The 24,870-nt window shown below is 68.4% G+C and carries 25 protein-coding genes, 3 pseudogenes and 1 riboswitch; of the genes and pseudogenes, 12 read left to right on the forward strand and 16 right to left on the reverse strand.

Annotation, left to right across the window (positions count from 1 at the left end; genetic code table 11):
- Nucleotides 1-56: 56 nt before the first annotated feature.
- The gene (locus tag ACFHWE_RS14745; RefSeq protein ID WP_416602109.1) at nt 57-1,118 is read right to left on the reverse strand and encodes a hypothetical protein; all 1,062 of its coding nucleotides are present in this window, start codon (nt 1,116-1,118) and stop codon (nt 57-59) included.
- A 577-nt stretch (nt 1,119-1,695) separates the two neighbouring features.
- Between ACFHWE_RS14745 and ACFHWE_RS14750 the strand changes: the two genes are divergently transcribed.
- Both ACFHWE_RS14750 and ACFHWE_RS14755 read left to right on the forward strand, forming a co-directional pair.
- On the forward strand, nt 1,696-2,106 hold the full coding sequence (locus ACFHWE_RS14750) for a YkvA family protein (protein WP_416602111.1): 411 nt from the start codon (nt 1,696-1,698) through the stop codon (nt 2,104-2,106).
- A gap of 585 nt (nt 2,107-2,691) precedes the next feature.
- Nucleotides 2,692-3,696 carry a hypothetical protein gene (locus tag ACFHWE_RS14755; protein ID WP_416602113.1) on the forward strand — a complete coding sequence of 335 codons (1,005 nt, stop codon included), beginning with the start codon at nt 2,692-2,694 and terminating at the stop codon, nt 3,694-3,696.
- 16 nt (nt 3,697-3,712) lie between these two features.
- On the opposite strand, the gene ACFHWE_RS14760 is transcribed toward ACFHWE_RS14755, so the two are convergent.
- From ACFHWE_RS14760 to ACFHWE_RS14770, 3 genes are all read right to left on the reverse strand, one after another.
- Nucleotides 3,713-5,800: an acyltransferase family protein gene (locus tag ACFHWE_RS14760; protein WP_416602115.1), complete on the reverse strand. Its 2,088-nt coding sequence runs from the start codon at nt 5,798-5,800 to the stop codon at nt 3,713-3,715.
- An 87-nt stretch (nt 5,801-5,887) separates the two neighbouring features.
- Complete coding sequence (locus ACFHWE_RS14765) at nt 5,888-6,292, reverse strand: DMT family transporter (RefSeq protein ID WP_416602117.1); 405 nt, start codon at nt 6,290-6,292, stop codon at nt 5,888-5,890.
- A 1-nt stretch (nt 6,293) separates the two neighbouring features.
- Complete coding sequence (locus tag ACFHWE_RS14770) at nt 6,294-6,608, reverse strand: DMT family transporter (protein WP_416602119.1); 315 nt, start codon at nt 6,606-6,608, stop codon at nt 6,294-6,296.
- Nucleotides 6,609-6,623: 15 nt separating this feature from the next.
- Nucleotides 6,624-6,688: riboswitch (guanidine-III (ykkC-III) riboswitch) on the reverse strand.
- Between the two features lie 404 nt (nt 6,689-7,092).
- Between ACFHWE_RS14770 and ACFHWE_RS14775 the strand changes: the two genes are divergently transcribed.
- From ACFHWE_RS14775 to ACFHWE_RS14790, 4 genes and pseudogenes are all read left to right on the forward strand, one after another.
- Nucleotides 7,093-7,608, forward strand: coding sequence for a hypothetical protein (locus tag ACFHWE_RS14775; RefSeq protein ID WP_416602121.1), 516 nt, complete (start codon nt 7,093-7,095; stop codon nt 7,606-7,608).
- Between the two features lie 22 nt (nt 7,609-7,630).
- Nucleotides 7,631-7,852, forward strand: a pseudogene (locus tag ACFHWE_RS14780) (effector-associated domain EAD1-containing protein); the annotation flags it as partial.
- Nucleotides 7,853-7,977: 125 nt separating this feature from the next.
- Nucleotides 7,978-8,346, forward strand: a complete 369-nt coding sequence (locus ACFHWE_RS14785) for a CHAT domain-containing protein (protein ID WP_416602123.1) — start codon at nt 7,978-7,980, stop codon at nt 8,344-8,346.
- A gap of 93 nt (nt 8,347-8,439) precedes the next feature.
- Entirely contained in the window at nt 8,440-8,985 is a 546-nt protein-coding gene (locus ACFHWE_RS14790; RefSeq protein WP_416602125.1) for an NUDIX hydrolase, read from the forward strand.
- Here ACFHWE_RS14790 and ACFHWE_RS14795 read toward each other — a convergent pair.
- Nucleotides 8,944-10,239: a helix-turn-helix domain-containing protein gene (locus ACFHWE_RS14795; RefSeq protein ID WP_416602127.1), complete on the reverse strand. Its 1,296-nt coding sequence runs from the start codon at nt 10,237-10,239 to the stop codon at nt 8,944-8,946. The two genes, ACFHWE_RS14790 and ACFHWE_RS14795, sit on opposite strands and share 42 nt — an antisense overlap.
- Nucleotides 10,240-10,375: 136 nt before the next feature.
- Here ACFHWE_RS14795 and ACFHWE_RS14800 point away from each other — a divergent pair, with 136 nt between their 5' ends.
- The 3 genes from ACFHWE_RS14800 to ACFHWE_RS14810 all read left to right on the forward strand — a co-directional run bounded on the left by ACFHWE_RS14800 (nt 10,376) and on the right by ACFHWE_RS14810 (nt 12,650).
- The gene (locus ACFHWE_RS14800) at nt 10,376-11,524 is read left to right on the forward strand and encodes a radical SAM protein (RefSeq protein ID WP_416602129.1); all 1,149 of its coding nucleotides are present in this window, start codon (nt 10,376-10,378) and stop codon (nt 11,522-11,524) included.
- A complete protein-coding gene (locus tag ACFHWE_RS14805; RefSeq protein ID WP_416602132.1) occupies nt 11,521-12,063 on the forward strand; it encodes a class IV adenylate cyclase in 543 nt (180 codons plus the stop codon). The genes ACFHWE_RS14800 and ACFHWE_RS14805 overlap by 4 nt, the downstream gene beginning before the upstream one ends.
- Nucleotides 12,064-12,179: 116 nt before the next feature.
- Entirely contained in the window at nt 12,180-12,650 is a 471-nt protein-coding gene (locus ACFHWE_RS14810; RefSeq protein WP_416602134.1) for an NUDIX domain-containing protein, read from the forward strand.
- Between the two features lie 4 nt (nt 12,651-12,654).
- Here ACFHWE_RS14810 and ACFHWE_RS14815 read toward each other — a convergent pair whose 3' ends face one another.
- A complete protein-coding gene (locus ACFHWE_RS14815) occupies nt 12,655-12,831 on the reverse strand; it encodes a DUF397 domain-containing protein (protein ID WP_416602136.1) in 177 nt (58 codons plus the stop codon).
- A pseudogene (locus tag ACFHWE_RS14820) lies at nt 12,824-13,713 on the reverse strand (helix-turn-helix domain-containing protein). The gene ACFHWE_RS14815 and the pseudogene ACFHWE_RS14820 overlap by 8 nt, the downstream one beginning before the upstream one ends.
- Before the next feature lie 117 nt (nt 13,714-13,830).
- On the opposite strand from ACFHWE_RS14820, the gene ACFHWE_RS14825 reads away from it, so the two are divergent.
- Nucleotides 13,831-14,328 carry an ATP-binding protein gene (locus ACFHWE_RS14825; protein WP_416602138.1) on the forward strand — a complete coding sequence of 166 codons (498 nt, stop codon included), beginning with the start codon at nt 13,831-13,833 and terminating at the stop codon, nt 14,326-14,328.
- Between the two features lie 150 nt (nt 14,329-14,478).
- Here ACFHWE_RS14825 and ACFHWE_RS14830 read toward each other — a convergent pair.
- The 3 genes and pseudogenes from ACFHWE_RS14830 to ACFHWE_RS14840 form a co-directional block, all read right to left on the reverse strand.
- Nucleotides 14,479-15,295 (reverse strand): annotated as a pseudogene (locus tag ACFHWE_RS14830) (transposase family protein).
- A 134-nt stretch (nt 15,296-15,429) separates the two neighbouring features.
- Nucleotides 15,430-16,428, reverse strand: a complete 999-nt coding sequence (tyrS, locus tag ACFHWE_RS14835) for a tyrosine--tRNA ligase (protein WP_416602140.1) — start codon at nt 16,426-16,428, stop codon at nt 15,430-15,432.
- On the reverse strand, nt 16,425-16,841 hold the full coding sequence (locus tag ACFHWE_RS14840; protein ID WP_416602142.1) for an NUDIX hydrolase: 417 nt from the start codon (nt 16,839-16,841) through the stop codon (nt 16,425-16,427). The genes tyrS and ACFHWE_RS14840 overlap by 4 nt, the downstream gene beginning before the upstream one ends.
- A 168-nt stretch (nt 16,842-17,009) precedes the next feature.
- On the opposite strand from ACFHWE_RS14840, the gene gltX reads away from it, so the two are divergent.
- Both gltX and ACFHWE_RS14850 read left to right on the forward strand, forming a co-directional pair.
- Complete coding sequence (gene gltX, locus ACFHWE_RS14845; protein ID WP_416602144.1) at nt 17,010-18,425, forward strand: glutamate--tRNA ligase; 1,416 nt, start codon at nt 17,010-17,012, stop codon at nt 18,423-18,425.
- Nucleotides 18,426-18,501: 76 nt separating this feature from the next.
- A complete protein-coding gene (locus tag ACFHWE_RS14850; protein ID WP_416602147.1) occupies nt 18,502-18,972 on the forward strand; it encodes an NUDIX hydrolase in 471 nt (156 codons plus the stop codon).
- A gap of 267 nt (nt 18,973-19,239) precedes the next feature.
- Here the strand turns inward: ACFHWE_RS14850 and ACFHWE_RS14855 are convergent, their stop codons facing one another.
- The 6 genes from ACFHWE_RS14855 to ACFHWE_RS14880 are packed head-to-tail and all read right to left on the reverse strand — an operon-like array spanning nt 19,240 to nt 24,751.
- Nucleotides 19,240-20,304 (reverse strand): hypothetical protein, encoded by a 1,065-nt coding sequence (locus ACFHWE_RS14855; protein WP_416602149.1) that lies wholly within the window; start codon nt 20,302-20,304, stop codon nt 19,240-19,242.
- Nucleotides 20,301-21,320 carry a glycosyltransferase gene (locus ACFHWE_RS14860; RefSeq protein WP_416602151.1) on the reverse strand — a complete coding sequence of 340 codons (1,020 nt, stop codon included), beginning with the start codon at nt 21,318-21,320 and terminating at the stop codon, nt 20,301-20,303. Before ACFHWE_RS14860 ends, ACFHWE_RS14855 begins: the two co-directional genes overlap by 4 nt.
- A gap of 3 nt (nt 21,321-21,323) precedes the next feature.
- Nucleotides 21,324-22,616, reverse strand: coding sequence for a serine--tRNA ligase (gene serS / locus ACFHWE_RS14865; RefSeq protein WP_416602153.1), 1,293 nt, complete (start codon nt 22,614-22,616; stop codon nt 21,324-21,326).
- Nucleotides 22,609-23,313 (reverse strand): histidine phosphatase family protein, encoded by a 705-nt coding sequence (locus ACFHWE_RS14870; protein ID WP_416602155.1) that lies wholly within the window; start codon nt 23,311-23,313, stop codon nt 22,609-22,611. The genes serS and ACFHWE_RS14870 overlap by 8 nt, the downstream gene beginning before the upstream one ends.
- Nucleotides 23,310-24,242 (reverse strand): aminoglycoside phosphotransferase family protein, encoded by a 933-nt coding sequence (locus ACFHWE_RS14875; RefSeq protein ID WP_416602157.1) that lies wholly within the window; start codon nt 24,240-24,242, stop codon nt 23,310-23,312. Before ACFHWE_RS14875 ends, ACFHWE_RS14870 begins: the two co-directional genes overlap by 4 nt.
- A complete protein-coding gene (locus ACFHWE_RS14880) occupies nt 24,230-24,751 on the reverse strand; it encodes a methionine adenosyltransferase (RefSeq protein ID WP_416602159.1) in 522 nt (173 codons plus the stop codon). Before ACFHWE_RS14880 ends, ACFHWE_RS14875 begins: the two co-directional genes overlap by 13 nt.
- Between the last annotated feature and the right edge of the window lie 119 nt (nt 24,752-24,870).

A 24,870-nucleotide genomic window follows, 5' to 3' on the forward strand; every position in this document is an offset into this window, starting at 1 on the left:
CATGGACGGCTCTTTCGTTTCCTTGTCATCGGGCGGCGCACGAGGCGGACAGAGCGCTAGTGGGAGTAGGACCGGTGGGGGTCGGACTGGGGAGGCGGTCCCGGGACCGGTGGGGTCCGGGGCGGGAGAGCGGAGGCGTCGGAGGTCGGCGGCGGGGGGTGTGCTGGGGGAGGACCGATCTCGGACGGGGATGTCTGCCCGGTGCGGGGGGCGGCGCGGATCCCGGGGGCCGGCGCGGGTCGGCCCCCGATCGGCGGCACCGGTGTCCGGGAGGCGGTGGCGGAGCAGAAGGGGCAGCGCGGGGCGGCCGTGGGCTCGCCGCACCAGGAGCAGGCCGAGGCGCGGATGGAGCCGGCCGCGTAGGCCAGGGCCTGGGGGTGGGCGCTCAGCGCCACGAACTCCACGTACCTGCCGCTGCCCCAGTACACGGGCCCCAGTGGCTGGGCGGGCAGGTTGCGGGTGGCCACGGGCCGGATGGCGGGCGGCAGGTGGTCGTCGAAGGTCCGGGTGATCCCCGGGTCCGGGGTGGAGCACAGCAGCTGGACCGGCTGCACGGGCTGGAAGGGCAGTGACCCCAGCGGGTCGGAGGGGCGCAGGCGCTCCACGCGGGCGGTGGGCGCGCAGTAGGCGAGGAAGGAGACCGACGGCGCGTAGGAGCCCATGTGCTGGCGCAGGGAGGTGGGGATGGTGGACAGATGGGAGACCGAGCGCAGCCACGCGCCGGCCAGGATGTGCCGGGGCAGCTCCTCGCAGAGCGCGGCGACCATCCCCGGGGGGAGGTAGGGGGCGAGGTAGGCGAGCTGGTCGGCGATCAGCGACAGGGCCAGGGGGGAGAGGTCGACGGCGATCCCCGCGACGTGGTCGGTGCCCGCCGCGCCGCGTACGAAGTTGATCGCGCGTTCGGCGCGTTCGGCACGCCAGGCGGGGTAGAGGGCGACGACCTTGCGTCCGGCGGCGAGTTCCTGCTGGGCGAAGGAGACGAACTCGGCGCTGCGTTCGCCGATACCGTCGCCGTGCATCGTGAACCGCCGTGCCCGGACCTCACCCACGTGGCCCGTGCTGGGGACGTCCGCCAACAGGGCGACGGTCGTCGCCGACCGTGGAAGGGCATTGGACACTGGGCAAGCTCCATCGGTTCTGAGCGCTGGGGGCTGACGGGAGGTCCGGTCCGACGTTCCCGCTCGGAGAAGCCGCTCGGACGCATCGTAACGAATGTGTGGCTCAGCGGGGGAGTCCTCGTATTCGCCCCTTTCGGCGGTGGGAATCGGGCGGTGCCCGAGGGGGTCGGTGGTGCGGTGGGAGGGACGTGGCCGGTATTTCGGGTTCCGGTGCTGGCAGTGGGGGGCGGGGAGTGGACAGGAGGTTGTGCACCCGCCGAAATGCCGTAGGGGTGATGGCCGAATGTGGCCACACCGTGGACAGAGCGGGGCGTGATCGCTAATGGTCGGGAAAAGGGGTCGTGTGGGAGGGTGTGCGCCCTGTTCTCCGGCGCCGTGACGATTCAAGGATCCCGCAGGTGCGCGGCGGTCTCAACACCTCCTCCGGAATCTGTGGACGGAGGTGTGCGGGGTGAGGTCGGCCACGGCGCCGTTTCACAACCCCGGACAGCGGTTGGCCTGTCGGGATCGGGGAACGAATCAGGCGCCGATCACGTCACATCGTGAGAAGCGGTGTGTCCCCCCGAGGAGGAGAACGATGCGCAAGGAGAATCGGGCCGCGGCGGGCGCCGCCGCCTGGCAGGTCGTCCAGAACACCCGCGGCGACATCTCCGTGTGGCAGCGGGTGAAGGCCGTTCCGAGGATGATCGGCGCCCGGGCCAAGGGGCACTACAAGGAGCTCACCCCCGCCAAGTTCGCCGGGATGATCCTCCTGGCGGTCTACATCCTCTCCCCGGTCGACTTCATCCCCGAACTCCTGGTGCCGCTGCTGGGCATCACCGACGACGTCGGCGCCGCCGTGTGGCTCACCACCATGCTCCTGGGCGAGAGCGAGCGCTTCGTCACGTGGGAGCGCGACGGCCGGGCCCAGCAGGCGTTCGACCGGGACAACGCCGGGGCCAAGCCCGAATCGAAGAAGTCCGACCGGAAGGCCGCTTCGGAGAACTGAGCGCGGGAGCCGTCGGGCGCCGCGTTTCACCGGCGGCCGCCCCCCGAAGGCGTCCAGAGGACGTAAAGCAGTCAGGGCCGACCCCCCGAAAAAGCTGCACCGATATACCGATATCGGTGTTCCGCGTGCCCGAGGCGCGTCCGAACGCCATCGGTGACGTCATCGGTCGATACACGTGTTCTCCGCCCTGTCGAGCGGCAGGGCGGTGTTCCGCGTGCGTTTTCCACAGGTTGATTTGATCGCCCCGGCCGTTGGTGCCACCGTAGGACGTGTTCGAACGGCGGCGCCCCTCCTCTCCGGCCTTTCCGCTCCGCTTTCGTCCGGTGCGGTCGGAGCACCGAAAGGAGAAGTCCCCACGTGCCTCCCCCGTCCTGGCCCCGACGGCTGATCGGTCCCGGTGGCCCGCCCTCGCCCTCGTAGGGACCGACCGGGCCGTGCGTTCCGCGCTTTCCCCCGCGAAGAGGGCCGTTACCGCCTCCCGAGGCCGGGCACTCCGGCAGACTGTTGCGCAAGCGGCCCTCCGCCGGACCCCGTAGCCGTCCGTTCCCACCCCCACCACGCACCGCGAGAGGAGACGTGCCTGCCGTGTCCCCCGTCCTCCGTCCACGTGCCATGGCCCTCGGCGCGCTCCTGCTCATCGCCCCCTGCGGTGCCTACCTCCTTCCCCCGGTATGGCTTCTGCTGTGGGGCCCCGCCCTTCTCCTGGCCGCCGCCGCCCTGCTCCCCTGGACACGCCGTCCAGTGCCCCGCGGCGGCACACCGAAGACCGACCGCCCCGGCGAACCGGCCCGGACCGACCCCGCCGAAGAAGCGGTTCCGGGCACGCGCGTGCGCACCGTCGCGCTGCGCAGCGCCGCCACCGACCACCGCTTGGAGTTCTCCGCCGTGGTCCACTGGCGCTGGGACGGGTACGTGGACCTGCGCCTGCGCAACCCGGCGGCCCCCGCCGTGCACGCCGTGGTGACCGCCGCCGCCGAACTCGCCCGTGACGTCTCGCCCTGCGACGCCGGTCCGGCCGAGTGCGAACTCGGCGCGCTGCTCGCCGCCGAGCGGTCGGTGCCCGGCACCGGGATCGTCACGTGGGCCGAGGACGTGCGGCTGCGCCTGCCGGACGCGGACGCCGAGCGCCTGCGCAGGCTCGCGGGTCTGCGCAAGGACCGGGAGCTGTGGGAGGCGATCCGCGCCGCCGAGGACGGTCTGGACCCGCCCCCCTTCCCCCCGGCCGCACCTCCTGAGGAGGCCGACGATCTGGCGGAACTGGAGGAGCTCACCCCCTTCGACGCCAGACCGCCGCTGGAGCACGGCCCCGGCAGTGACGTCGACGAGGAGGGGTACGAGAGCTATTGGTGGCCGGCCGAGGGCACCGCGGTCGGGGCCGCCGCCGAACAGGACGTCCAGGTGGCGATCGTCCGCGGCCTCATCGACTCCGCGGACGAGGAGCGGCGGGCGGACTTCGCCCGCGAGCAGGTGGACCTGCTCGCGGGCGCCGGGTTCACCGAAGTGGCGCACCGGCTGCGCGGCCTCTTCCCGGAGACCGTGCGGACGGCGGAGCCCGACGGCGGCGGCCCGCAGCCGGGAACCGACGGCTGAGCGCGGCCCTCCCCGCTCATCCGAGCACCGCGCCGACGCGCTCGCCCAGGTCCTCCGAGAGCATCCGCGCGTAGGTTGCGGTGATGTGGTGGGAGTCGCGGTAGACGACCACGTTGCCGATCACCGCCGGGCACGTGCCCTCCCCGCAGAGCCGGTCGCTCATGTCGATGAGCGCAGCGTTCTCACCGATCATGCCGACCGCCTGCTCCTGGGGGTCTCCGAGCTCCAGCGCCTCCTCCTCGGGACGGTCGCACCGTGCGAGGTCGTCGCCATTGGCGGCCAGGCACTCCAAGACGTCACCGGTGGTGCGGGGCGTGTCCCGGATCATGACGACCTTGGTTCCGGCGGCGGTGACCTCCCGCCACAACTGTGCCATCCCCTCAGCCACCGCCGTCTTGGCCTCCGCGTCGGAGGCCTCCTCATCGGCGGGGTCGGTTCTGATCGACGAGCTGGTGAACACGACATCGGGCTCGGCCTGGAGAAGTTCGTCGACCACGGCGCGGTTGTAGTCCCGACATGCCTGGTAGGGGCTGCCGTCGTAGAGCTGCAGCGTGTCCGTGAACGCGCACGAGGACTTGGTACGGATGAGAAGGCGCCAACCGTGTTCCCGCGCCAGTTCCTCCAGCGCGGGGAACCACTGGGTGCTGTGGGAGTCGCCCACGACGGCCACGGTCGTTTCGGCGTCCTCGGGGCCGTACACGCACCCCTCGGAGGGTTCGGCGGCCGAATGGGGGGCCTGGCAACCGTCGTCGTAGACCACGGGGACGTCCTCTGCGGCCTCCAGAGGGGTGGGGTACAGCAGGTCCCCGGAGGACGGGGCGGACGTTCCCAGCGCTGCCGGGCCCGTGTGCACGTCGGCGTCGAACTCCGCGCTGCGTGCGCGCTCCACCTGGACCAGGCCCACGGCCGCCACGGCGCTCACCACCGCCAGTCCGGCCACGGCCACGGTGAGGGCCCTGCGCCCATCGGGGACCAGGCCGCGGTCGCGCACCGGATCCTCCACCCACACCTTCGATCCCCACGCCAGCAGCAGGGACAGTGCGGCGGCGAAGACGAGACCGAGCACGCCCAGGGTGTCCCGTTGCAGCACCGCGAGGGTGAGGATGATGACCGGCCAGTGCCATAGGTAGAGCGAGTAGGAGACGTCGCCGACGAAGCGGGCCGGACGCGTGCTCAGCAGCGCCGAGGCGGACAGGCGGCCGGGGGAGTCCTCCGCGGCGATCACCGCCACCGTGCCCAGCACGGGCAGGAGGGCGGCCCAGCCGGGGAAGACGGTCCCGGAGTCGTAGAGCGCGGCCGAGCCGACGATCGCTGCCAGGCCGACCCAGCCCAGGAACGGCCGCAGCGCGGCGGGCAGGTGGCCGTGCGCCAGGGCGACGGCCAGCAGGCCGCCGGCGGCGAGCTCCCAGGCCCGTGTCGTGGGCAGGAAGTAGGCCGTCGCGCCCCCCACCTGGAGGACGGAGGCGGCCAGGGACAGGGCGAAGACCCCGCCCAGCAGCGCGACCAGGACCGCCGTTCCGCTGCGCCAGAGCCGCCGGGCCGGCAGCCAGAGGGCGAATAGCAGCGGCCAGACGACGTAGAACTGCTCCTCCACCGACAGCGACCAGAAGTGCTGTACAGGGCTGGGCGGGGTCTCCGCGGCGAGGTAGTCCACGGCCTGATCGGCGAGGTAGAGGTTCTCGACGTAGACCGCGGAGGCGATGAGCTGCCAGGCGGTGTCGGCGACACGGGTGATCGGTAGCAGCAGGAGCGAGGCGGCGCCGGTCGCCACGAGCACGACGATCGAGGCGGGCAGGAGCCGCCGGACCCGGCGCACGTAGAAGCGGACCAGCGAGACCCGGCCGTTCCCGGTCGCCTCCCGGTACAGCAGCGACGTGATCAGGAAACCGGAGATGACGAAGAAGACGTCGACGCCGACGTAGCCGCCGGGCAGGAGCCGCTCGTCCAGGTGGTACACCAGGACGAGCAGGACCGCCAGGGCGCGCAGACCCTGGACCTCGGGGCGGAAGCTCCGGCTGCCGTCCGCTGGCGGCGCGGGAGGGGAGCCCTCTCTGGTCTCGGGGGCCGGCAGCGGGGTCGAACGCCGGGTGAGGTTCGGGCGCATTCGGTCATCCTGTCTGTGCACGCTGTGTTGGCGGGGATCCGCAGTGCCCCGGCCGGTAAGGGCTGGGGCACACCGTCGGTGCGGCGTTCACCTCCGGTCGGACTCCGGGCCGTGCGCGGGGGCGCCGTCCGGTGCCCGGCCCTTCCCGGAGCTCCGCCTGGGACCGGTCCGCGGGCTTTCCGGGACGAGCTTGAGTCCGATCACCGCGGCGACGATCCCGGCGAGGAAGACGACCTTGACGGGTGAGGCGCTCTCGGAACCGGTGGCCATCGCGTAGGCGACGGTGAGGGCCGCACCGACACCGACCCACACAGCGTAGGCGGTACCGATCGGTATGTGTTGGGCGGCCCAGCCGAGGCCGAGCATGCTGACGGTCAGGGCGGCGAGGAACACGGACGTGGGTCCGGGCCGGGAGAACCCGTCCGACATGCCCAGGGCGGTGGCCCAGACGGCCTCGAACACGGCGCTGGCGAGCAGGACGAACCACGGCACGTCAGTTCACCGCCTTCAGGCCCATGACCGATCCGACCAACAGGAGCAGCAGCAGGAGGCGGGCGGTGGTCATCCGCTCCTGGCCGCTGAAGACCCCCCAGAGCACCGTCAGGGTGGCGCCGACACCGACCCAGACCGCGTAGGCGGTGCCGGTGGGAAGGGAGGTCATGGCCCAGGAGAGGCCGCCCATGCTCAGGCTGAGGGAGACGAAGAACAGCAGGGTGGGGCGCCGGTACCTGAATCCCTGGGAGGCGGACAGCGCCGCGGCCCAGACGGCCTCCAGCATGCCCGAGGCGATGAGCACGATCCACGCCATGACGGTGACTCCCTTCCCGGCAGTCTTGTCGTGGTGCGGGTACTGCTCCCTCGTCCGCGAACCCGATCGCCGGGCTCCGGTATCCGACCGTATCCGAACCAGAACGGCCACGGTACGTCAGAGCCGTCACACCGCTTCGCCCTTCTGGTGACGCCGTCCGTAAAGTGTTCGACCGCCTGTTCCGGTCACCTTCGCGGTACCGGAGAAACGGCTATGGTGGGCTCTGTCGGGTATTTTCCTACCCCCAGGTGTTTCCTCTCGAAGGAGGCCCATGTTCCAGTTCGCTCCCCCGAAACTGGCCGAGTCCCCCCTGGAATTCGATTCGGAGGACGGAACCCGAGGGCCGGACGGACCTTCGGACGGGCCTTCGCCGGTACGGCCGGTCTCCGGAGGCCCCGACCCGCTGAAGGGACGTGTCTTCCTCGGCGGTCCGGTCTCGGTTCCACTCACCCCGGAATACGTCTCCGACGATCCCCAATTGCGGATGTTCGTGGAACAGGAGGCCGAACACAGCGTCTACCACCTGGTATACCTGTCGGTCTCCTTCAGGAACGGACCCCGCCTGTCCCAGCTGCACACCTGCTCGGTGGAGCTCAAACTGTCCTCCGCGGAGAATGTCCGGGCACCGGTGGCCTGGTCGATCTCCCCGATGCGCGTCGACGACGTGAAACAGATGACGCGAACATTCAGGTTGGGTCCCGAACTCAGGTTCCTGGACGCCGAGTTGACCCTCGGCGGGTACGAGGCCCACAGCTCCCACACCCGAACAGCCCCCTTCCTCCTGGGGGTGCGCGAACTGCGCGACGACCCCGGCTGGGAGTTCTCCCGCACCCGGTCGACGCCTCTGGACGGCTCGCACCGCCTCGTCCTCGTCGTGCGCTCCGGCCGGGGCGTGAGCACCGGGATCACGGGCGTGGTCCGGGCCAGCACCAGGGGGCACCTGCTGCGCCGGTACAGGAGCGTGTTGCCCGAGCCGCTGACACTCGCTGACGTCCTGTGAGGGCCTGGTGGCGGACACACGGATGACCCCCGAGGAGATCGACGAACTCGCCCGGATCTTCCCTCCCGCGCAGCGTGCGCGCCGCCTGCTGCATGAGGCGGGATTCCCGTCCTCCGAGATCCCCACGGGCACCGACACCGCGGGCGACTTCTGGGACCGGGTGGCGGAGGAACTGGACCAGGGCGTGATGGCGGACGGACGTCGCCGTGTGTTGGAAGCGGCCCGCCGACACTATCCCCACAACCCCGTCTTCCTGGGGGGAGCCCCGTTCACAAGCCCGTGGCCCCTCCCCATGGGACGGGCACCCCTCAGGGTGCTGCTGATGACCGCCGCCCCGCTGGGTGTGGGGGACTTCGCCCCCGGGCGGTCGTGGACACGCTCCGTTCCGTCGGAGCCGAGGTCGAGACGGTACAGGCCGCAGGGCCGACCGACGTATGGCGGGTGCTCGACGTCAGACCCGACGTGCTCCACCTGGCCTGCCACGGCGAGGGCGACCGCCTGCTCTTCGAGGACCTCCACGGCGAGGCGCAGTACGTGCCCGCCGCCGACCTCGCGGGGACCCTGGGCCACTACCGGGACGCACTGGGCGTCGGGCTGCGCGGGGTGGTGCTGAGCTCCTGCGACGGCGAGCACCTGGCCCCGCACTTCACGGCCGCGGCCGGTGCGGTCGTCGCCCACAGGGGCCGTCTGGACGCCCCCTGCGCCGTCGCCTTCAGGAGTGTTCCGTGCCGGGTGTGATGGAGACTCTGGCGCGCGCTGGGATTGCCTCGGGCGGGTGGTGGAACTGGACCAGTTCCTTCGACTCGGGCCTTGACACGGTAGTTTCAGGGCATGGATGGGACCAAGGACGGCCAAGGCCGCTGGGTGGTGCACGGTGAGCGCACCCTGTACGACAACCCGTGGGTGCGGTTGGGCAAGGCCGACATCACCACTCCCTCCGGGAACAGGTTCGAGCACCACACCGTCACCCTGCCCTCGGCCGCAGTGATCGCGATTCTGGACCGGACCGAAGAGGATGTCCTGATGAGCTACCGGCACCGGTTCGTGCCCGATGTGTGGGGGTGGGAGTTGCCCGGAGGGCTCCTGGACCCTACGGAGACGCCGGAGCAGACCGCTGTCCGCGAAGCCCTGGAGGAGACCGGGCATCAGGTCGGCGCGGTGGAGCACGTGGCCACGTTCGAGCCGATGATCGGCACGGTCCGCAGCCCCCACCACGTCTTCGTCGGTCGAGGCGCCGAGCTTGTCGCGGACCCGACCGAGTTCGACGAGGGCGTCTACGAATGGGTGCCCCTGGCTAAGGTCCGCAGCTTGGTCGCCGAGGGGCGAGTACAGAGCTCAGGCACCCTTGTCGCCCTGCTCCACCTCCTCGCCTCCTGACGGAGCCCGAGGTTCCAGGAGCCGGGCCAACCGGGCACGTTGACGGACAGAACCGGACCGCTTGGAGAGCTCAGTGGCGCGCTGTGCCTGGCGACGGGCCTGAGCGAGGTCGCCGTGGACGGAGTAGGCCACGGCCAGATCGGTGCGCAGTCCGGCCTCGGCGCGTCCGAGCTCCAACGGGGCGATGCCATCGAGCGCGCGGGTGAGGTCCTCGATCGCCTCGCTGTGCCCCAAGCGGGCCAAGCAGTGCCCGCGCCAGCGCAGGAGATGGGTGTGGTCCAACATCAGGAACGGCAGCGAGGGGTCGTCCGGCTGCTGCGGTAGAAGGGCGAAGGCCCGTTCCAGCGCCCTCTGGGACTGCGGCTCCTGGCCGAGCGACGCACGCACCTCTCCTTCGGCTGCCCACAGCCACGAGCACAGCAAGGGCGGCAGTGCCTTTCCTCCCTCGTCGTGCGCCGCTCTGATAACCGCCAGCGCCTCGTTTTCCCGACCGCTGTCCAAGAGCACGTAGATCTGCTCGGCGCTCACGTGGGCAAGGACCACGGGGTCTTCACTTTCACGTGCGGCCGATTTGGCGATTTCGTAATAGCGCCAGGACGTTGCCACACCCCCCGCGTCCAGTGCCTGCCATCCGGTCAGGGAGGCGGCCTCGGCCAGGGCTCGGGCGAGGCCCCGCCGCACGGGCCCGGGGATCGAGTGGCGCAGCAGTTCGTGCATCTGTTGAACGTGCGCCTGGCTCTGGGCCAGTAGGTAATGGGATCCAAGCTTTCGGTCGATCAACCGCAGGTTCTGCGTTTGCTGCCCGAAAAGACGGACGAGCGCCTGATCGATGGACGCGACCTCCAGACGTTCGCGCACCTGGTGGTCGATGGCCGATGCTTCCGACGGCGCGGCACGTGTGGCGTTGCTGGCGGCAGCAGACCGCCCCGACTCCAGAGGCGCCTGCTGGGGTGCCAGGCCGAACAACATCCGGGAGCGGTCGGGCATGCCGAGCCCATCAGCGATCCGCTCGATCAGATGCAGCGAGCTGACCGTCCGCCTTCCGCTCAGGATCTCGCTCACCCGCCCCTGAGCGATGCCGGTCGTCGAGGCGATCCGGGTCTGGCTCGCTCCATGGGTCTGGGCCAGACGAAGCAGACCAGCGATGTCGCGCTCTCGTAGGAGCCGCTGTGTGTCCTGTCGCTCCCATGCCCACGCCGGAATGTCGATTCTCTCCCAGGGATGACCGGGCATGGCTTCCTTCCATTCCTTCATAGGTCGACGTGGACGCGGCCTCAATCATCCCCGGGGGGATATCCACCAGGGATGGGAAGGGCGGTACCCGCAACGGGATCGTCGCTTGTGACACACCCTCCCGCTCCACCGAGAGCGCTGTCACAGGAGTCCGTCCATGGACACTTCATCGGCCGTCGAGTCACTGCCGACGCACATCGACACCGACACCACGCTGCGCGTCAAAATCCTCGATGCCTGCGGTATGACCTGCACCTTCTGCCACAACGAGGGCACGCCTGTCGTGGTCGACAACCGCCGCAGCGGCCCAGGACCCTTTCTGACCGCTGGAAGCTCCGGAAGAACGTCGATTTATGCTGCCACCAATGGCTCCAGCTTCCTACCGGCCACGATCCCACCCGATGAGGACTTCGCTCATGCCCTGCACCGATTGCGTGAGCGCATGGGCTTCACTGAACTCCACCTCACCGGGGGCGAACCCACACTCCACCCGCGTCTGCCCGACCTGGTCCGCCTCGCCACCGATCAGGGGTATCGGGTGTGTATGACCTCCAACGGTGAGAACGGAGCCCGGCAGATACCCGCCTGCGCGAATGTAGGGCTCGACCGGGTCAACTTCTCCATTTTCGGCACCACCCCCGATGAACTCGCCCAGGTCCAGCACGACCGCTTCCGCGACCCCGCCAAGGCCACCGCCAAGATCGAGGCCCTACACGCCTCCATCCAGGCCTGCGTTGATCACGGAGTCCGCGCCAGCGCCAACATCGTCATCCTCGACCACACCCACATCGACCGCGTCCACCGTCTCCTGGACACCTACGCGCCCGAGCTGTCCGTCCGTCTGCTCAACTCCCTTGACCACGGTCAGGCCTCCATCGACGCTATCCACGAAGTCCTGGCCCAGCGCGGCGCCGTCGCCGAGGCCCGCCGCCTCACGGCAGGAGCCTCCGGGGCGCGCACCGCCTACAGCATCGATGGCGGACGGCGCCGTATCCACGTCAAGTGGATCCGCCCGGTGCGCCTGCCCGCAACCTGTCGGGGGTGCTGGTTCAACAACGACACCGACTGCCAGGAAGGCTTCTACGGACTGCGCCTGTACCGGGACCGCCCAGGGAACTACTTGGCCGGCGTGTGCCTGCAGCGCATGGACCTGTGCCAACCGATCGACGACTTCCTCAACGGCCCTGTGAGTACCGAGATCCTCCGCTTCCGCCAGGCCGACCGTGACAGGCTGGAAGCCAACCACCGCACCCCCACCACTTCGCCCACGACAACACACCACACGGAAGGAAACCCAACAACATGAACGCGATCGAGTACGAGGCCAAGGTGCTGGGCATTGATCCTGGTCGGGTGGCCCGGCTCATCCTCGACAAGGGCGGCGAGGAGCTGGGGGAGGTGCTCCAGCGCCGCTACGTCTACGACATCGAACCCGGTGATGCTTCGCGATGGGTACGGCTGCGCGACACCGGCAACGAGGTGACGCTCACGGTCAAGGAGATCGATTCCGACGCCATCGGAGGCACCCGCGAGACGGAGACAGCCGTCGGTGACTTCGAGACCGCCAACGCGTTGTTGGGCAAGCTCGGCTACACCCCCAAGGCCTACCAGGAGAACCGCAGGCACAGCTTCACCCTCGATGGGGCCCAGCTGGAGATTGACTCCTGGCCGCGCATTCCCGCTTACCTGGAGATCGAGGCGAACAGTCGTGCCGAGGTGGTGCGCATCGCGGCGCTGCTCGGCTATGCAGAGGCGGACTTGACGGGAGAGAACACCACCAAGGTCTACACCCGCTACGGCATCGACCTGTCTACCATCGCCGATCTGCGCTTCGGTGCGAAGTGAGTGCTGGCTGCGGTGCGCCCGAGTCCTATTCGGATGGGTGTGCCGCAGCACAGACGGGCTGAGCCCTGGTGTCCTGGAGGAAAGCGCCCTGGCACGGGGATCTTTAGTGTCAGGGCATGGCCTCTGATCCCACGGAATCCTTCGCCCGCCCGAGGGTCGCCGCTGGCGCCCTGTTCTTCGATCACCTCGCTCGGGTGATGACGGTGATCCCCTCCTACAAGGACTATCTGGACATCCCCGGTGGCTACATCGAGCACGGGGAGGCACCGACCCAGGCCGTGGCTCGTGAGGTGAAGGAGGAGCTCGGTATCACCCCGCCGATCGGGCGACTCCTCGTTGTCGACTGGGCGCCCAACCCCTCCGAGGGCGACAAGCAGCTCTTCGTCTTCGACGGGGGCGTGCTCGACCAGGACTGGCTGGACCAGATCGTCCTCGATCCAGCCGAGCTGACCGGGTACGAGTTCCACGACGTGGACACGATCGCAGAGGTGACGATCCCCCGGCTCGCACGCCGGATCACCCATGGTGCTCGAGCCCGTGAGGAGGGCACGACGGTCTACCTGGAGAACGGACAGGCCGTCTCGTAGGTTCTCACTTGCTAGTGGAGTGGAGTGTGTTGAGGAAGGCGCGCCATTCGGAACCGTTGAAGGTCAGGTGTCCCGACTCGCGGTTCTGGGTGTCGCGTACGTCCGCTCCGGTGCTGTGCTCGCGGACCTCGACGCACTCGTTCGACCCGCCGCTGTAGCTGCTCTTGTGCCAGTCACTCATCGTCGATCTTCCTCATCTCGTCGCGGATGGCCTGCAAGGTCTCCTGCGGGTCGCGGGCTGCTCCCTGGAGGGCCGTGAACAGCAAGCGGCTACGAAAGATACCAGCGGAATCGGTGATGATTCGGCCTTCTTCGGCGGATTCCATGTAGACCACTTCCGGCTCGTCGGCGGTCGTGATGATGCGCCTGGGACCTGAGTTCCCCGCGTGACGAGGAGAGTTCGTCGGCACCATCTGCACGGTCAACCGGTCGCTGTCCACAAGGCTAGCGACATGGGCGAGCTGTTCCCGTTGGATCCCCGGGGAACCGTAGCGGCGGGCCAGCACGCTCTGGTCGATGATCAACCAGAGCGAGGGGAGTTCGGCCTTCGCCATACGCTCCGTGCGTTCCCGGCGCTCCTTGGCGAGTGCCCGAACCTCTCGCCCGGACAGCCAGGGGATCCGTAGCGGATGAGCGCGTGAGCGTACTCCTCCGTCTGAAGGTATGAGGGGAACACCAGGGGCTGGTACTCGAACAGGGCGTCGGCGGCGTGGGTGCGCTTGGTGACCTCGTGCAGCCACACCTGCCGGCCGGAGCCCGTCAGCTCCTCCCAGAGCTGCTCCAGCCTGCCGTCGCTCTCCAGGATCTCGTCGAGGAACTTCCGTAGCCACGGACGGGCCATCGCCCGGCCGTTCTCGATGTCGGACACGTGCGAGTCGCTGATCGTGGTGCCGCGCTGGCTGACCCGCCGGGCCAGGGCCTGTTGGGTGAGCTCGGCTTCCGTGCGCAGTTTGCGCAGTTCCCGTCCGAAGGCCTTGAGGGCACGTTCGTCTGTGTGCATGAGGCCATGTGACCACAAAGAGTCACGCCCGATGGGGGATTCCACAGAATTCCAAAGGACCATGGAAGATTCGGGAACTCTCCGTACGGCCTTCACCGGGCGATCGTCCTGGCCACATCCTTTTCGCGCGGGCTCTCCCACGGCAGCCAAGGCGACAGCGAAAGGACTCGGTGGAAAACCATGGCTTCAGTCCAGCCGACGATCGACCTGCCCAGGCGCATCCCTCACACGAACCCCGATGTGAGCGGCCTGGTGTGCGGTCCCGACCCCGAGCACGTGCGGACCGTGCGCCGATGGGCCACGCGGGCCATCAGGGCGACGCCTTCGGTGGCCCAGCCCGTGGTCGTGTCGCTGGCCGAACTGCACGCTAACGCCCTGAGGCACACCGCTTCGGGGCTTCCGGGTGGCCGGGTGCGGATCGAGATCGAGCGGCGCCGCTGCCTCTTCCTGCTCCGTGTCACCGACGACGGTCCTCGGCCGGGAGAGAAGATCACCGTTCCCGAAGTCGCCACCGCGGCCGGCCCGGCGGAGCGGGGAGCCCTCGTGCTGGAAGGCGGGTACGGGTTGGCGCTGGTGGACGCGATGGCCTTGTACTGGGACTTCACCGGTGAGTGGGGCGGGCCGTTGACGGTTCGTGCCGCTTTCGACCGGTCCGGGCGCACCCGTCTGCCGTGGTGATTCTGGATTCGGTGACGTTTCCGGGCCACACGTGTTGAAGAACCTCGTTCACCCAAGCCACCATCAACCACCCCAGCGAAACCGCCACCGTTTTCGCTGGAATTGGGAACTTTGTTCCCTTTGTGCGGAGTGAGGTTTTCTCAACGAAGATCATTTCCACTGCCCGTTGAGGACCAGAGCCGCGCGGGCGATATCGCCGATCCGACTCGGGCTGAGCGTGACGTGCTTCAGCGTCCGCCAGCGCTCCTTGAGCTCGGCGGCGGTGCGCTCGCCGAGCGCACGGACGTGCCGCAACAGCGCGTTGTGCATCCGGGTGTCCACGTGGAGCGCCCCTTCGCCCTTGCCCGCCGGGCGTTTGATGGGGGTGTGCACGCCGATACCGGCGCCCTGGTAGCCCTTGTCGGCCAGTGTCGGCAGGCCGTCGCGGGCCGCCGGGTACAGGTTGGGCAGGGCGTGGATACGGGCGGCGGTGATGTCGGGGGTGGAGCCGGGTTCGACATCGGAGACCCACAGCGGGGTACCGTCCGGTGCAGACAGGAACTGGATGTTGCCACCGAAGGCCTTGTGCTTCTGGCTGAACCACAGGTCGTTGCCGTTCTCACGGACGCCCGCGAGGCGGTCGGACTCGATCAGCGTGCCGTCGAGGATGATGTGCGCCATGCCTTCGTGGCGACAGCGGGTCAGGACTTCGTGCAGGTCGGGGGCCTGGCTGGCGAGGACGTCGATGCCTTCGCGCAGGTAGCGGTAGCCGGTAGCCGGTGGCCTGGGAGACGCCGGCGTCGCTGGCCAGGCAGTGCACGCAGCCGCGCTCGCGGAACCAGCGCAGCACCAGCACCGCTTGGCGGAACGGTCCGAGTGCCCGCGATCCCTTCGGGGTGCCGATCCGCCGCCGGTGGGCGGCCAGGTGGCGGGCGAGGAACTCGACGAGGTGGCGTGGGACGTCGAGGATGGCAGAATAGGTGACCAACGTGAAGCCTCTGGTAGCTGTGGACATGATCTTGTGGTGAGACCTGTCCTACCAGGGGCTTTACGTCTGCTCGCATCCAGGTGCCACTCGTCCGGTCCGCCGGGGACCGCGCGGATCACCCCACTCCGCGGAGATCATTTCACTGAAAAAACCTCACTGGTGGAGGCCGCGTCCACGACCGGGAGCGTGTCGATGTCACCGAACGCGCGACGGGAGAACTGGGCGGTGAACGCGGCTCGGGCCGACATCGCGGTCTCGACGCCGTGAAGCGCGGCGACCGCCTCGCCCGCCAGGACCTTCTTCAGGTCCATCGGGTGCAGGGTCCCCTGCTCCACACGCGCGTTCACGGAGTCGATCTCCGCGTTGCTCCATTCGGTCCATGCGCGCAGGTAGGGGCTGACCAGTCGGTCGGGGATCGACATGACCTTGCCGAAGATGTCCTCGGGGGCGGCGCTCAGAGCGATGTAGTTGCCCATGCTCTTGCTCATCTTCTTGCCGGTGCCGTCGGTGCCCTCGATAAGCGGCATCGTGGCGACGAGCTGGGGCTTCTGGTCGGTGATCTCTATGACCTTGCGTCCCATCTGCATGTTGAGCAGTTGGTCCACACCGCCGAGTTCGATGTCGGCCTCGATCTTGACCGAGTCGATGGCCATGACCACGGAGTAGATGAACTCCGCCGTGCTCAACCCGTGCCCCTGCTCCAGACGTGTACGGAAGTCCTCGCGCTGCAGTGACATGGACACCGGGACTTGGGCCAGGATCTCGATCAGTTCGGGCAGCCGGACCTCGCTGAGCCATGAGCTGTTGTGTCGGAAGTCGGCTCGGGTGAAGTCGAAGAACGGTGCGACCTGGTCGCGGTAGGTGGCCAGGTTGCGGGCGATGTCGGCGTCGGTCAGGGTGGGGCGGTCCTCTGACCTGCCGGAGGGGTCGCCGATCTTGGCGGTAGTGCGCTGCCGCCGCTCGAGCAGGGAGACGTAGGAGGGGTCGTACCCCAGGAGCTCTCCCATCGCCGCCTGGGACAACCCGGTCAGTGTCCGGTGGCAGCGGAGGATCACCGCCAACTCCCGGCTTTTCAGGGCGCGGCGTGCCTCGAGCAGTAGCCAGAGCCAGCGGATGGCGGGAGCAGCGCTCACGCGCGGGAGCGGGCGAACCAGTCCAGGACCGACCGTTTGTACCCCTCGGGCATCGGCAGGTCGGGCACCTGGGCCTCGGTGAACAGCCCGGCCTCCTTGTGTTCGCTGGAGACCACCACCGGGGCCTGAGAGCCCACGTGGCATCCGTAGGTGACGATGAAGACGTGCCGGTCCACCTGGGTGATGTGGTACATCCACGAGTCGAGGATCTCGGCCACCTGAACGGGCCAGCCGGTCTCCTCCTCGATCTCCCGGGCCAAGCACCCCTCGGGGGTCTCCCCGATCTCGATCTTGCCGCCGGGCAGCTCCCACTCGTCGCGCTCGTTGCGCAACAACAGCACCTGGCCGTCGCGGATGGCGACGCCCTTGACCGAGACGGGGAAAGTGCGCGAGACGGAGGGGGTGTCGGACACGGGAGGGCTCGCTTTCGACGGCGTGTGGGCTCGGTACCCGTGAAGTAAACAGGAGAGCTGAGCTGTACGGGGTCGTGTCCAGCGGACTCTCTGATCACGGCCCTGGATTCTTCCGCCCAATCGTTGTCCCGCCCCGGTGCAGCAGCGGATCGCGCTAGGCTCTGTGGGGTGACTGATAGCTCGATTCGTACCAGGTTCGCACCGTCGCCGACCGGTATGTTCCACGTGGGCAACGCCCGGTCCCTGCTGCTGAACTGGGTGGTCGCGCGACAATCCGGCGGCACGATGGTGTTGCGGATCGAGGACACCGACGCCGCCCGTTCCCGCCCCGAATGGACCGAGGGCATCCTGGCTGCCATGGCCTGGCTGGGTGTGGATGCCACCGAGTACGAGGGCCCCTACTCCCAGACCGAGGCCGCCGACCGGCACACCGAGGTCGCCCAGCGCTTGCGCAAGGAGGGGCTGGCCTACTACTGCGATTGCACCCGCGACCAGGTCCAGGCGCGGCGCGACAACCCCAACCTGGGTTACGACGGGTTCTGCCGCGACCGCGGCCTGGACGCCGGAGCGGGCCGGGCGCTGCGCTTCCGGATCCCCGAGGGCGGGCCGACCGTGGTCGAGGACCAGATCCGCGGCCGGGTGGAGTTCGGCCACGAGGCCCTGGAGGACTTCGTCATCGCCCGGGGCGACGGCACCGCCCTGTTCGTGCTGGCGAACGTGGTCGACGACGCCGAGATGGGCATCACCCACGTCATCCGGGGTGAGGAGCACCTGTCCAACACCCCCAAACAGCAACTGCTGTGGGAGGCGCTCGGCCACACCCCTCCGGTGTGGGCGCACGCCCCGGTCCTGGTCAACGAAAAACGCCAGAAGCTGTCCAAGCGCCGCGACAAGGTCGCCCTGGAGTCCTACCAGGCCGAGGGGTTCCTGCCCGAGGCGATGGTCAACTACCTCATGCTGCTGGGCTGGGCGCCGGGTGAGGACCGCGAGATCATGCCCATCGAGGAGATGGTCCCGCTCTTCGACCTGGCCGACGTCAACTCCTCGCCCGCGTTCTTCGACGAGAAGAAGCTGCGCGCCTTCAACGGCGACTACATCCGCGCCCTGGACACCGGCGAGTTCACCAAACGCTGCGCCCCCTACCTGGAGGGTGAGGGGGTTCCGTGGCGGTCGGAGGACTTTGACGCGGAGGTCTTCGCGCAGATCGCGCCGTTGGCGCAGAGCCGTGTGGCGGTGCTGGGCGAGATCGTGGCGAACGTGGACTTCCTGTTCCTGGACGCCCCGGTCTTCGATGAGAAGAGCTGGGCCAAGGCGATGAAGCCCGGGATCGGCGCGGAGATGCTCACCGCCGCGATCGCCGCCTACTCCGACCAGGCCCTGAACTGGGACGCCGACTCCCTGAAGGGGGCCCTTGAGCAGGCCGGGGCCGCCCTGGGGCTCAAACTCGGCAAGGCTCAGGCGCCGGTGCGGGTGGCGGTGACCGGCCGTACGGTCGGGTTGCCGCTGTTCGAGTCGCTGGAACTGCTCGGACGTGAGCGCACGCTGGAGCGGCTCCGGGCGGCGCTGGACCGGCTCAACTCCTGACGGGCCGAGAACAGGCGGCGGGTCGGCAGACACTGCCGAACACGACTCGCGAACGGGCGATCAGAGACGAGAGGTCATGGATCGGATCGTCAGGCAGAGTGCCCGAGGCCTCATCTTCGATAGCGCCCGACGGCTCGTACTCATTAAGCGCACCAAACCCGGCCGGGAGCCCTATTGGGTTGCTGTCGGTGGTGGTTTGGAGCCTGGGGACACAAGTGTCGAGTCCGCTCTGCACCGCGAGGTGGCGGAGGAGATCGGTGGTGGGATCGCTCGAGTCCACCCGGTTCTGCTCATCACCGACCACCTTTCCGATGGAATCGGTCTCCAGCATGTCTTCGCGGCTCGGTTGATGTCCATGAGTCTGGAAAGCCGGACAGGGCCGGAGTTCGCCGAACCCGGGCGCGGCATTTACGAAGTGGTCCGTGTTCCCGCCACACGGGAGGCCGTCTCGGAGCTCCGTCTCCTTCCGTCTCAGCTCGCCGACTTCGTTCGGGCGAACGTGAACGGCCTGCTCGCGCTCCTGGACCGGGAAGACCCGGACTCGTGATCCAGGCCGAATCACCCAATCGTCGTCGAGATGTACGGCTCGCCGAGCTCCATGAGGTGGAAGACTTCGCCGATCCGGTCGAGTCGAAGGGGCGTGACGATCACGGGCGTTCCTCGGTGCGGGCCTGGTGGACGATGGTGGTCAGCTGGTGCGCCATGCCAGAGGAAGCGACGGCGTCAGCGATGCTCCGGCCGACGATGGCGGTATCCCAGTCTCTTGCCGGGGCTGATGTTGATGGTGACGATGAAACCGTCGACGCCAGTCGGTTCAGCCGTGCACCGAAGACCGTGCCGCATTCTGGCGTTTGGTGCCTACTCCTTGGGGCCCCTCGATCCTCGCCTGGGGTACAGCAACGTGTCCGCGGGACACCTCGCGCTCCAACAGCGTGGTCACCTGTGGCCAACCGACCCTCATCGGGGTGAAGGTCTCCCAGTGCCGGTGGTAGGCGCGGCAGAGCGAGCTGAGCCCGAACGGCGCCGTACCGGTCGGGATGGAGCGGGTGAGACGTCGTACCGCTGCCCCAGCCCCTCGTGACGCTGGAGCGATCCCGTGGCCGAGGATCAGCGTCGCGGTACGCACGGCGTCCAGCACGTCCGTGTCCGCGTGGTGGGCGAACTTGTCGTGGATCAGTTCCGGCCAGGGCCGACGTGTCCTTGCCCACGCCAGCCTCTCCAACCCGGACCCGAGGTCAACCGCCATACGCCGGGGGTCGTTCGCGTTCCACAGCAGAACGATGTCTCCGAGACCGACGCCCGCGTAATGGAAGCGGAGCGTGACCCCCGAGACCTCGCGGCGGTGCCACACCCTCAGGTCGCCGCTCAACGTGACATGACGGGCATGCAAGCCCACGCGGGAGAGTACGGACAACCAGCAATCGAAGGCCTCGGCGTACTCCTTGACTCCACTGATCGGGCTCACGTGGGAGACGTTGACGAAGGAGGTCAGGAAGCCGTCGAGGAGCCGTCCCCGCGCGTCTCTTCGGCCGGTGAAGCGCACGACGGGTTGGGGGAGGAACCCTTGACGGTGGGTGAGGTCATGTCCTCCCTTGAGTAGGGGATCGAGCGCTTGCACGGCGGAGACGACCAGGTCGGTATCCTGGCCCCACCGCAGCGGCAAGCACTCGGCGCGCCTCACACCCTGGGCCGCGTAGGCTTCCTCGATCAGTGCCAGGAACTCGCCCCAGGGCAGAGGACGGCGCGCGGGTGTGAAAGCGGATCCTCTATGAGCGTGCCGAATCCGGAGTCGTGTTCCTTCGGTCTCGATCTCCCAGTTGGGACCCAGGACGCGGCCGAGGTGGTGGGGGATGAGGTAGGGGTCGGGTCCTTCCGTCACGGCGTCCTCGCGAGCGCCTCGAAGTGTCGTTTGACGTCGAAGCGGCTGAGGCCGATCTTCTGGACACGCCGATGCGGAAGCTCGGACGCTTCCTCGATCGCTTGGGCCAGGGCTTGGGCGGCGGTCTCGTCGTCCACGGCCGGGTCCAACACGACCTGGCTGCCGGTCCGTTCGCACAGGGCCGCCTCCACGCAGGTGCCCTCGTTCCAGGCGAGCGCCGCGATGGGTGTGCCCGCGCGGAGGGCCTCCCCGAAGACCGCCGCTCCGGCCTCCACGTAGTCGCGGGAGTAGGTGTAGACGAAGACCTCGGCGTCGCGGAAGGCGCGAGTCTTGGCCGACCCGCCGAGTTCCCCCACCCATTCCACATGATCGGCGGAGAACAGGCGCTGGTGTCGGCCGGCGTACTCGTGGTCGAAGACCGGTCCCACTATGTGGATGCGCTTGCCCAGGATCTGGGCTGCCCTGATCGCCAGATGGGGGCACTTGTCTTTGTCCACGCGGCCCACCCACACCAGTCCCTCACCGTGCGCGGAGGCCGGTTCTCGCTCATCCAGCCCAGCGTGTACGGCCAGTTCCTGGATCGGTTCGTGCTCGCGGTAGCGGTCGGCCATCTGCCGTGAGTAGCAGTAGAGCCTGCGACTGATCCCGTCGAAGGCGTCCGCGTCGTGGCGGAACACTGGTGAGTGCTGGAAGGTGGCGACGTCGCAGCCGAGGGTGTCGGCGGTCTCGCGCCATGCCGGAAGTGACGGGTACTCGTGGCCCACGATGAGCAGGTCGTAACGGGACTCCCGTAGTGCCTTGAGTTCTGTTGATCTGGTCCCGACGTCCTCCAATCGGACCGGATGGCGCTCCCAGTCCGGTCCGAGGTCATCGCGCCAGGCGGGGCCGAGAAGGTGGACGTCGGCGCCCGCGGCCCGGGCTCCGAGAGCGGTGGCCCACAGCCACCGCTCGATTCCGCCGTATCCGTGGGGTGGGAAAGCGTAGGTTCCGGGGAAATCGCAGACGCCGACGAGCAATCGCTACTCCTGGGGGGTGCCGTCCGCCGCGATGCGGCGGTATCCGAGATAGGGGGTCAGTGCTTCGGGAAGCACGACGGAGCCGTCCTGCTGCTGGTTCTGTTCCAGCAGGGCGGCCAGGGTGCGGCCAATGGGCAGACCGGACCCGTTGAGGGTCGCCACGGGGGTGGTCTTGCCGTCCGCGCCGCGGGTGCGGATGTTGGCTCGACGGGCCTGGAAGGTTCCGCAGTCCGAGACCGACGAGATCTCGCGGTAGGTGTTCTGGCTGGGCAGCCACACCTCGATGTCGTAGGTCATCTGGGCGGAGAAGCCCATGTCGCCAGCGGGCAGCAGGATGACGCGGTAGGCCAGGCCGAGTTCCTTCATGCAGGCCTCGGCGTGGCCGACCATGGCCTCCAGTTCCTTTTGGGAGTCCTCGGCGGCGCACAGGCGCACCATCTCGACCTTGGAGAACTGGTGCTGGCGCAGGACGCCCCGGGTGTCGCGGCCGTAGGAACCGGCCTCGGACCGGAAACAGGGGGTGTGCGCGGTCAGCGCGAGTGGGAGTTCCTTGGTCGGGATGATCTCATCGGCGTACAGGTTGGTCAGAGGCACCTCGGCGGTGGGGATGAGGTAGAGGGACCGGTCCGCCACCCCGGTCTTGAAGAGGTCCTCTTCGAACTTGGGTAGCTGCCCGGTTCCGGTCATGGTGGCCGGGGTGACCAGGAACGGCACTCCGTGCTCGACGTAGCCGTGCCGCCGGGTGTGGATGGCCAGGAACAGTGATGCCAACGCACGTTCGAGCTCGGCTCCCACACCTCGCGTGACGGTGAAGCGGGGACCCGAGAGCTTGGTGGCGCGCGCGAAGTCGAAGATGCCCATGGCCTCGCCGAGATCGACGTGGTCCTTCGGCTCGAACGAGAACGCCTGCGGAGTGCCGACCTTGCGCACCTCGGTGGCGAACTCCTCGGAGACTCCGTCGGGCGTCTCGTCGAGGGGAAGGTTCGGGGTCCCCAGGAGGAACTGGTCCAGTTCCTCCTGGACCGTCTCCTGCTCGGCCTCCACCTCGCGGATCTGCTCCTTGAGCTTGCGGGCGTGATCCTTGAGGTCGGTGATGTCACCGCCCTCCTTGGCGGTCCGCTGCACCTCCTTGGCGACGCGCTTGGCGTCGGCCCGCATCTCCTCGGCGGACCGGATGCTCTGCACACGTCGCGACTGGAGAGACTCCAGAGAGGACAGGTCCAGAGAGTAGCCGCGGCGGGCGAGCTTGCGAACGGCTTCGGGGCCCAGGTCGATCAGTACGCGGGCGTCATGCATCGGATTCGGTCTCCTCCAGGAATGTGGGCACTGGTTCGGGCAGGCCGATGACAGTGCGATCGCCCTTTGACGATATCCCCGAGCCACCCCCGACCTTGTTGGAATCAAGCTCCTCACGGAGCTCATCGCTCAGGTGAGTCACCCAATCGCGGAGACACTGGTCGGAAACGGCGAGGGGCTCCAGGTAGGGGGCCTCGGGGAAGAAGGTCGGAACGCTGGTCCGAGGTCCCCGCGAACGGAACCAGTTCAGCACCGAGAGGAGGAGGCCGTGCGCGACCACGAGCCGGGGTGCCTCACTTGGGGGCGGGAACATGCATCCACTGAGCATCCGCAGCAGGGCTTCGCGCTGGGATTCCCGGGAACCCGGGGGCCGCGCGGTGGGCCCGTGCCTCCTCAACCAGGCGGCGTACTCCAGGAAGGGCCGTCCCTCGAACACCCCGTAATCGGGCTCGTCCAGACGGGGGTCAACGGATCGAGGACAGTCGGTCCCCTCTAGGACCAAGCGGGCCGTCTGCCGTGTTCTGGGGAAGGAGCTCGTCCAGCAGCAGCGAACGGCCATCTCCTGAACGCGAGGGCTGATCGCTCGCGCTTGCCGGACGCCTTCCTCGTCCAGGACCACGGGGATGTCCGGGGAGCCGTTGACCAGGTAGCGGGCGCTGTAGGAGGTACGCCCGTGCCGAACGAAGTAGGTGGTCACCAGGCCACCTCCGATCCTCGGAACAGACCGCGCATGACCCGGGCCATCACCGGAGCGCGGGTATCACCTACCTCCAGGTAGTAGAGAAGCCCGTCCAAACACGTCGCCAGGCACCATGAGCGCAGCCGTCCCTCCCCGATCCCCGACGCCCGAGCCGCCAGTGCGAGGCGTTCGTCCGTTCCTCGTCCGAGCCGGTAGTACACGATCCAGAAGGCCCAGTCGAAGACCGCGTCCCCGTACATCGGAAGGGGGTCAAGGAGGTGGGGATGTCCCCCCTCGTCGCAGGCGGTGTTCTCCTGGTACAGGTCTCCGTGGAGCACCGTCCTGTGCTGACGCGTCTGGTTGAGGGATTCGAGCTCCCGCAGCCCAGCCTGGAGCAGCGGACGAGGCATGTCCGGATCCAGGGAGCCCAGGCGCCGGAGCACCCGGGGCCGCACCTCCTCGTCGAGGCAGGAGGACAGCTCAGGGAACTCGTGGTGTCCCTCCACAGCACGCCCCTGATCGTGGGCGGCCTGGATGACCTCAGCGACTCTCTGTGCGTCATCAACTGAGCGCCGGCCACCTCCCGGGCGTCCGCCGATGAGCGACAGGGCCGCGACGGACCGTTCCCTGTCGACTTCCAGGACACGAGCCGTCGGCACGGTGTACCAGAGCCGCAAGGTTGCGGTCTCCCGAGCACAGCGGTCAGAATCCGGCCACGCCTTGAGTAGGACGCGTTCACCCGTGGAGGAGACGGCGAGCACGAGGACGGAGGCGTGCCCAGCGTCGTGGTACCCCACGGGTGTGAGCCCCCACCTCTGTCCTATGTCCGCCAGCGTCTCTGGAACCGTCGACAGCCAGTCCGTGACGTCGGGACCGTAGTGCGTGAGGAGCCGGTCACGGCATCCTGGCGGTGGGTCGGAGAGCCTGGATCCAGTCAGCTCAGGCACACGCCCTCCCGTACGATCTCGTCCGTCAGATCAGGGAAGGATCCCAGGGCCTCCGCCACGAGTGCCTGGACCTTGTCCGGCTGAGCGTCCCGTGCGGCGAGCCGGACGAGGACTCGCCCGGGCTGGTCGAGCGGCTGTCCCGTGGTGCTCACCAGATGGACTTCGGCGTATTCACCGGTCTCCTCGTGAAGACGGTGGGCGAGGCGCTCAGCGGCCAGGTTATAGAGCTTGCCGACGTGGTAGACGGGGTTCTTGCCGTTGGCGCCCTCCATGTTCATCGGCCGTAGCGGGGTGATGAGCCCATTGACCCGGTTGCCCCGTCCGACGACGCCTTCGTCCCCGGACTCGATGGAGCTGCCGGTGTAGGTCAGGTAGAGCTCATCGTGGGAGGGAACGTCGCGGGCGTTGAGTTGGATGTTGACGCCACCCCCCGGAAGCCGGAGCCCTGCGATCCGGTGGCATTCAGTACGAACCGTTTCCGCGTTGCGGAGGTAGGCCGCGCGGCTCATCACGTGGGAGGACTTCTGCGGGACGCACAGCACCAGGTCCGCTCGCTCGCCGTCCCAGCCCTCTGTGTCAGGCTCAAGTGGGACACAAGGGGCTAAAGTTCACTAACTAAGACAAGCAG

The sequence above is a fragment of the Nocardiopsis sp. LOL_012 genome, assembly GCF_048060475.1.
Lineage (GTDB): Bacteria > Actinomycetota > Actinomycetes > Streptosporangiales > Streptosporangiaceae > Nocardiopsis.

Bases quoted from the DNA above. Each gene is read 5' to 3' on its own strand.
- ACFHWE_RS14800 (WP_416602129.1), top strand. From the start codon at position 10,376: ATGGACACTTCATCGGCCGTCGAGTCACTGCCGACGCACATCGACACC.
- ACFHWE_RS14850 (WP_416602147.1), top strand. From the start codon at position 18,502: ATGGATCGGATCGTCAGGCAGAGTGCCCGAGGCCTCATCTTCGATAGC.
- ACFHWE_RS14805 (WP_416602132.1), top strand. From the start codon at position 11,521: ATGAACGCGATCGAGTACGAGGCCAAGGTGCTGGGCATTGATCCTGGT.
- ACFHWE_RS14825 (WP_416602138.1), top strand. From the start codon at position 13,831: ATGGCTTCAGTCCAGCCGACGATCGACCTGCCCAGGCGCATCCCTCAC.
- ACFHWE_RS14810 (WP_416602134.1), top strand. From the start codon at position 12,180: ATGGCCTCTGATCCCACGGAATCCTTCGCCCGCCCGAGGGTCGCCGCT.
- ACFHWE_RS14775 (WP_416602121.1), top strand. From the start codon at position 7,093: ATGTTCGTGGAACAGGAGGCCGAACACAGCGTCTACCACCTGGTATAC.
- serS (WP_416602153.1), bottom strand. From the start codon at position 22,616: ATGCATGACGCCCGCGTACTGATCGACCTGGGCCCCGAAGCCGTTCGC.
- ACFHWE_RS14795 (WP_416602127.1), bottom strand. From the start codon at position 10,239: ATGAAGGAATGGAAGGAAGCCATGCCCGGTCATCCCTGGGAGAGAATC.
- ACFHWE_RS14790 (WP_416602125.1), top strand. From the start codon at position 8,440: ATGGATGGGACCAAGGACGGCCAAGGCCGCTGGGTGGTGCACGGTGAG.
- ACFHWE_RS14880 (WP_416602159.1), bottom strand. From the start codon at position 24,751: ATGAGCCGCGCGGCCTACCTCCGCAACGCGGAAACGGTTCGTACTGAA.
- ACFHWE_RS14750 (WP_416602111.1), top strand. From the start codon at position 1,696: ATGCGCAAGGAGAATCGGGCCGCGGCGGGCGCCGCCGCCTGGCAGGTC.
- ACFHWE_RS14815 (WP_416602136.1), bottom strand. From the start codon at position 12,831: ATGAGTGACTGGCACAAGAGCAGCTACAGCGGCGGGTCGAACGAGTGC.
- ACFHWE_RS14760 (WP_416602115.1), bottom strand. From the start codon at position 5,800: ATGCGCCCGAACCTCACCCGGCGTTCGACCCCGCTGCCGGCCCCCGAG.
- ACFHWE_RS14770 (WP_416602119.1), bottom strand. From the start codon at position 6,608: ATGGCGTGGATCGTGCTCATCGCCTCGGGCATGCTGGAGGCCGTCTGG.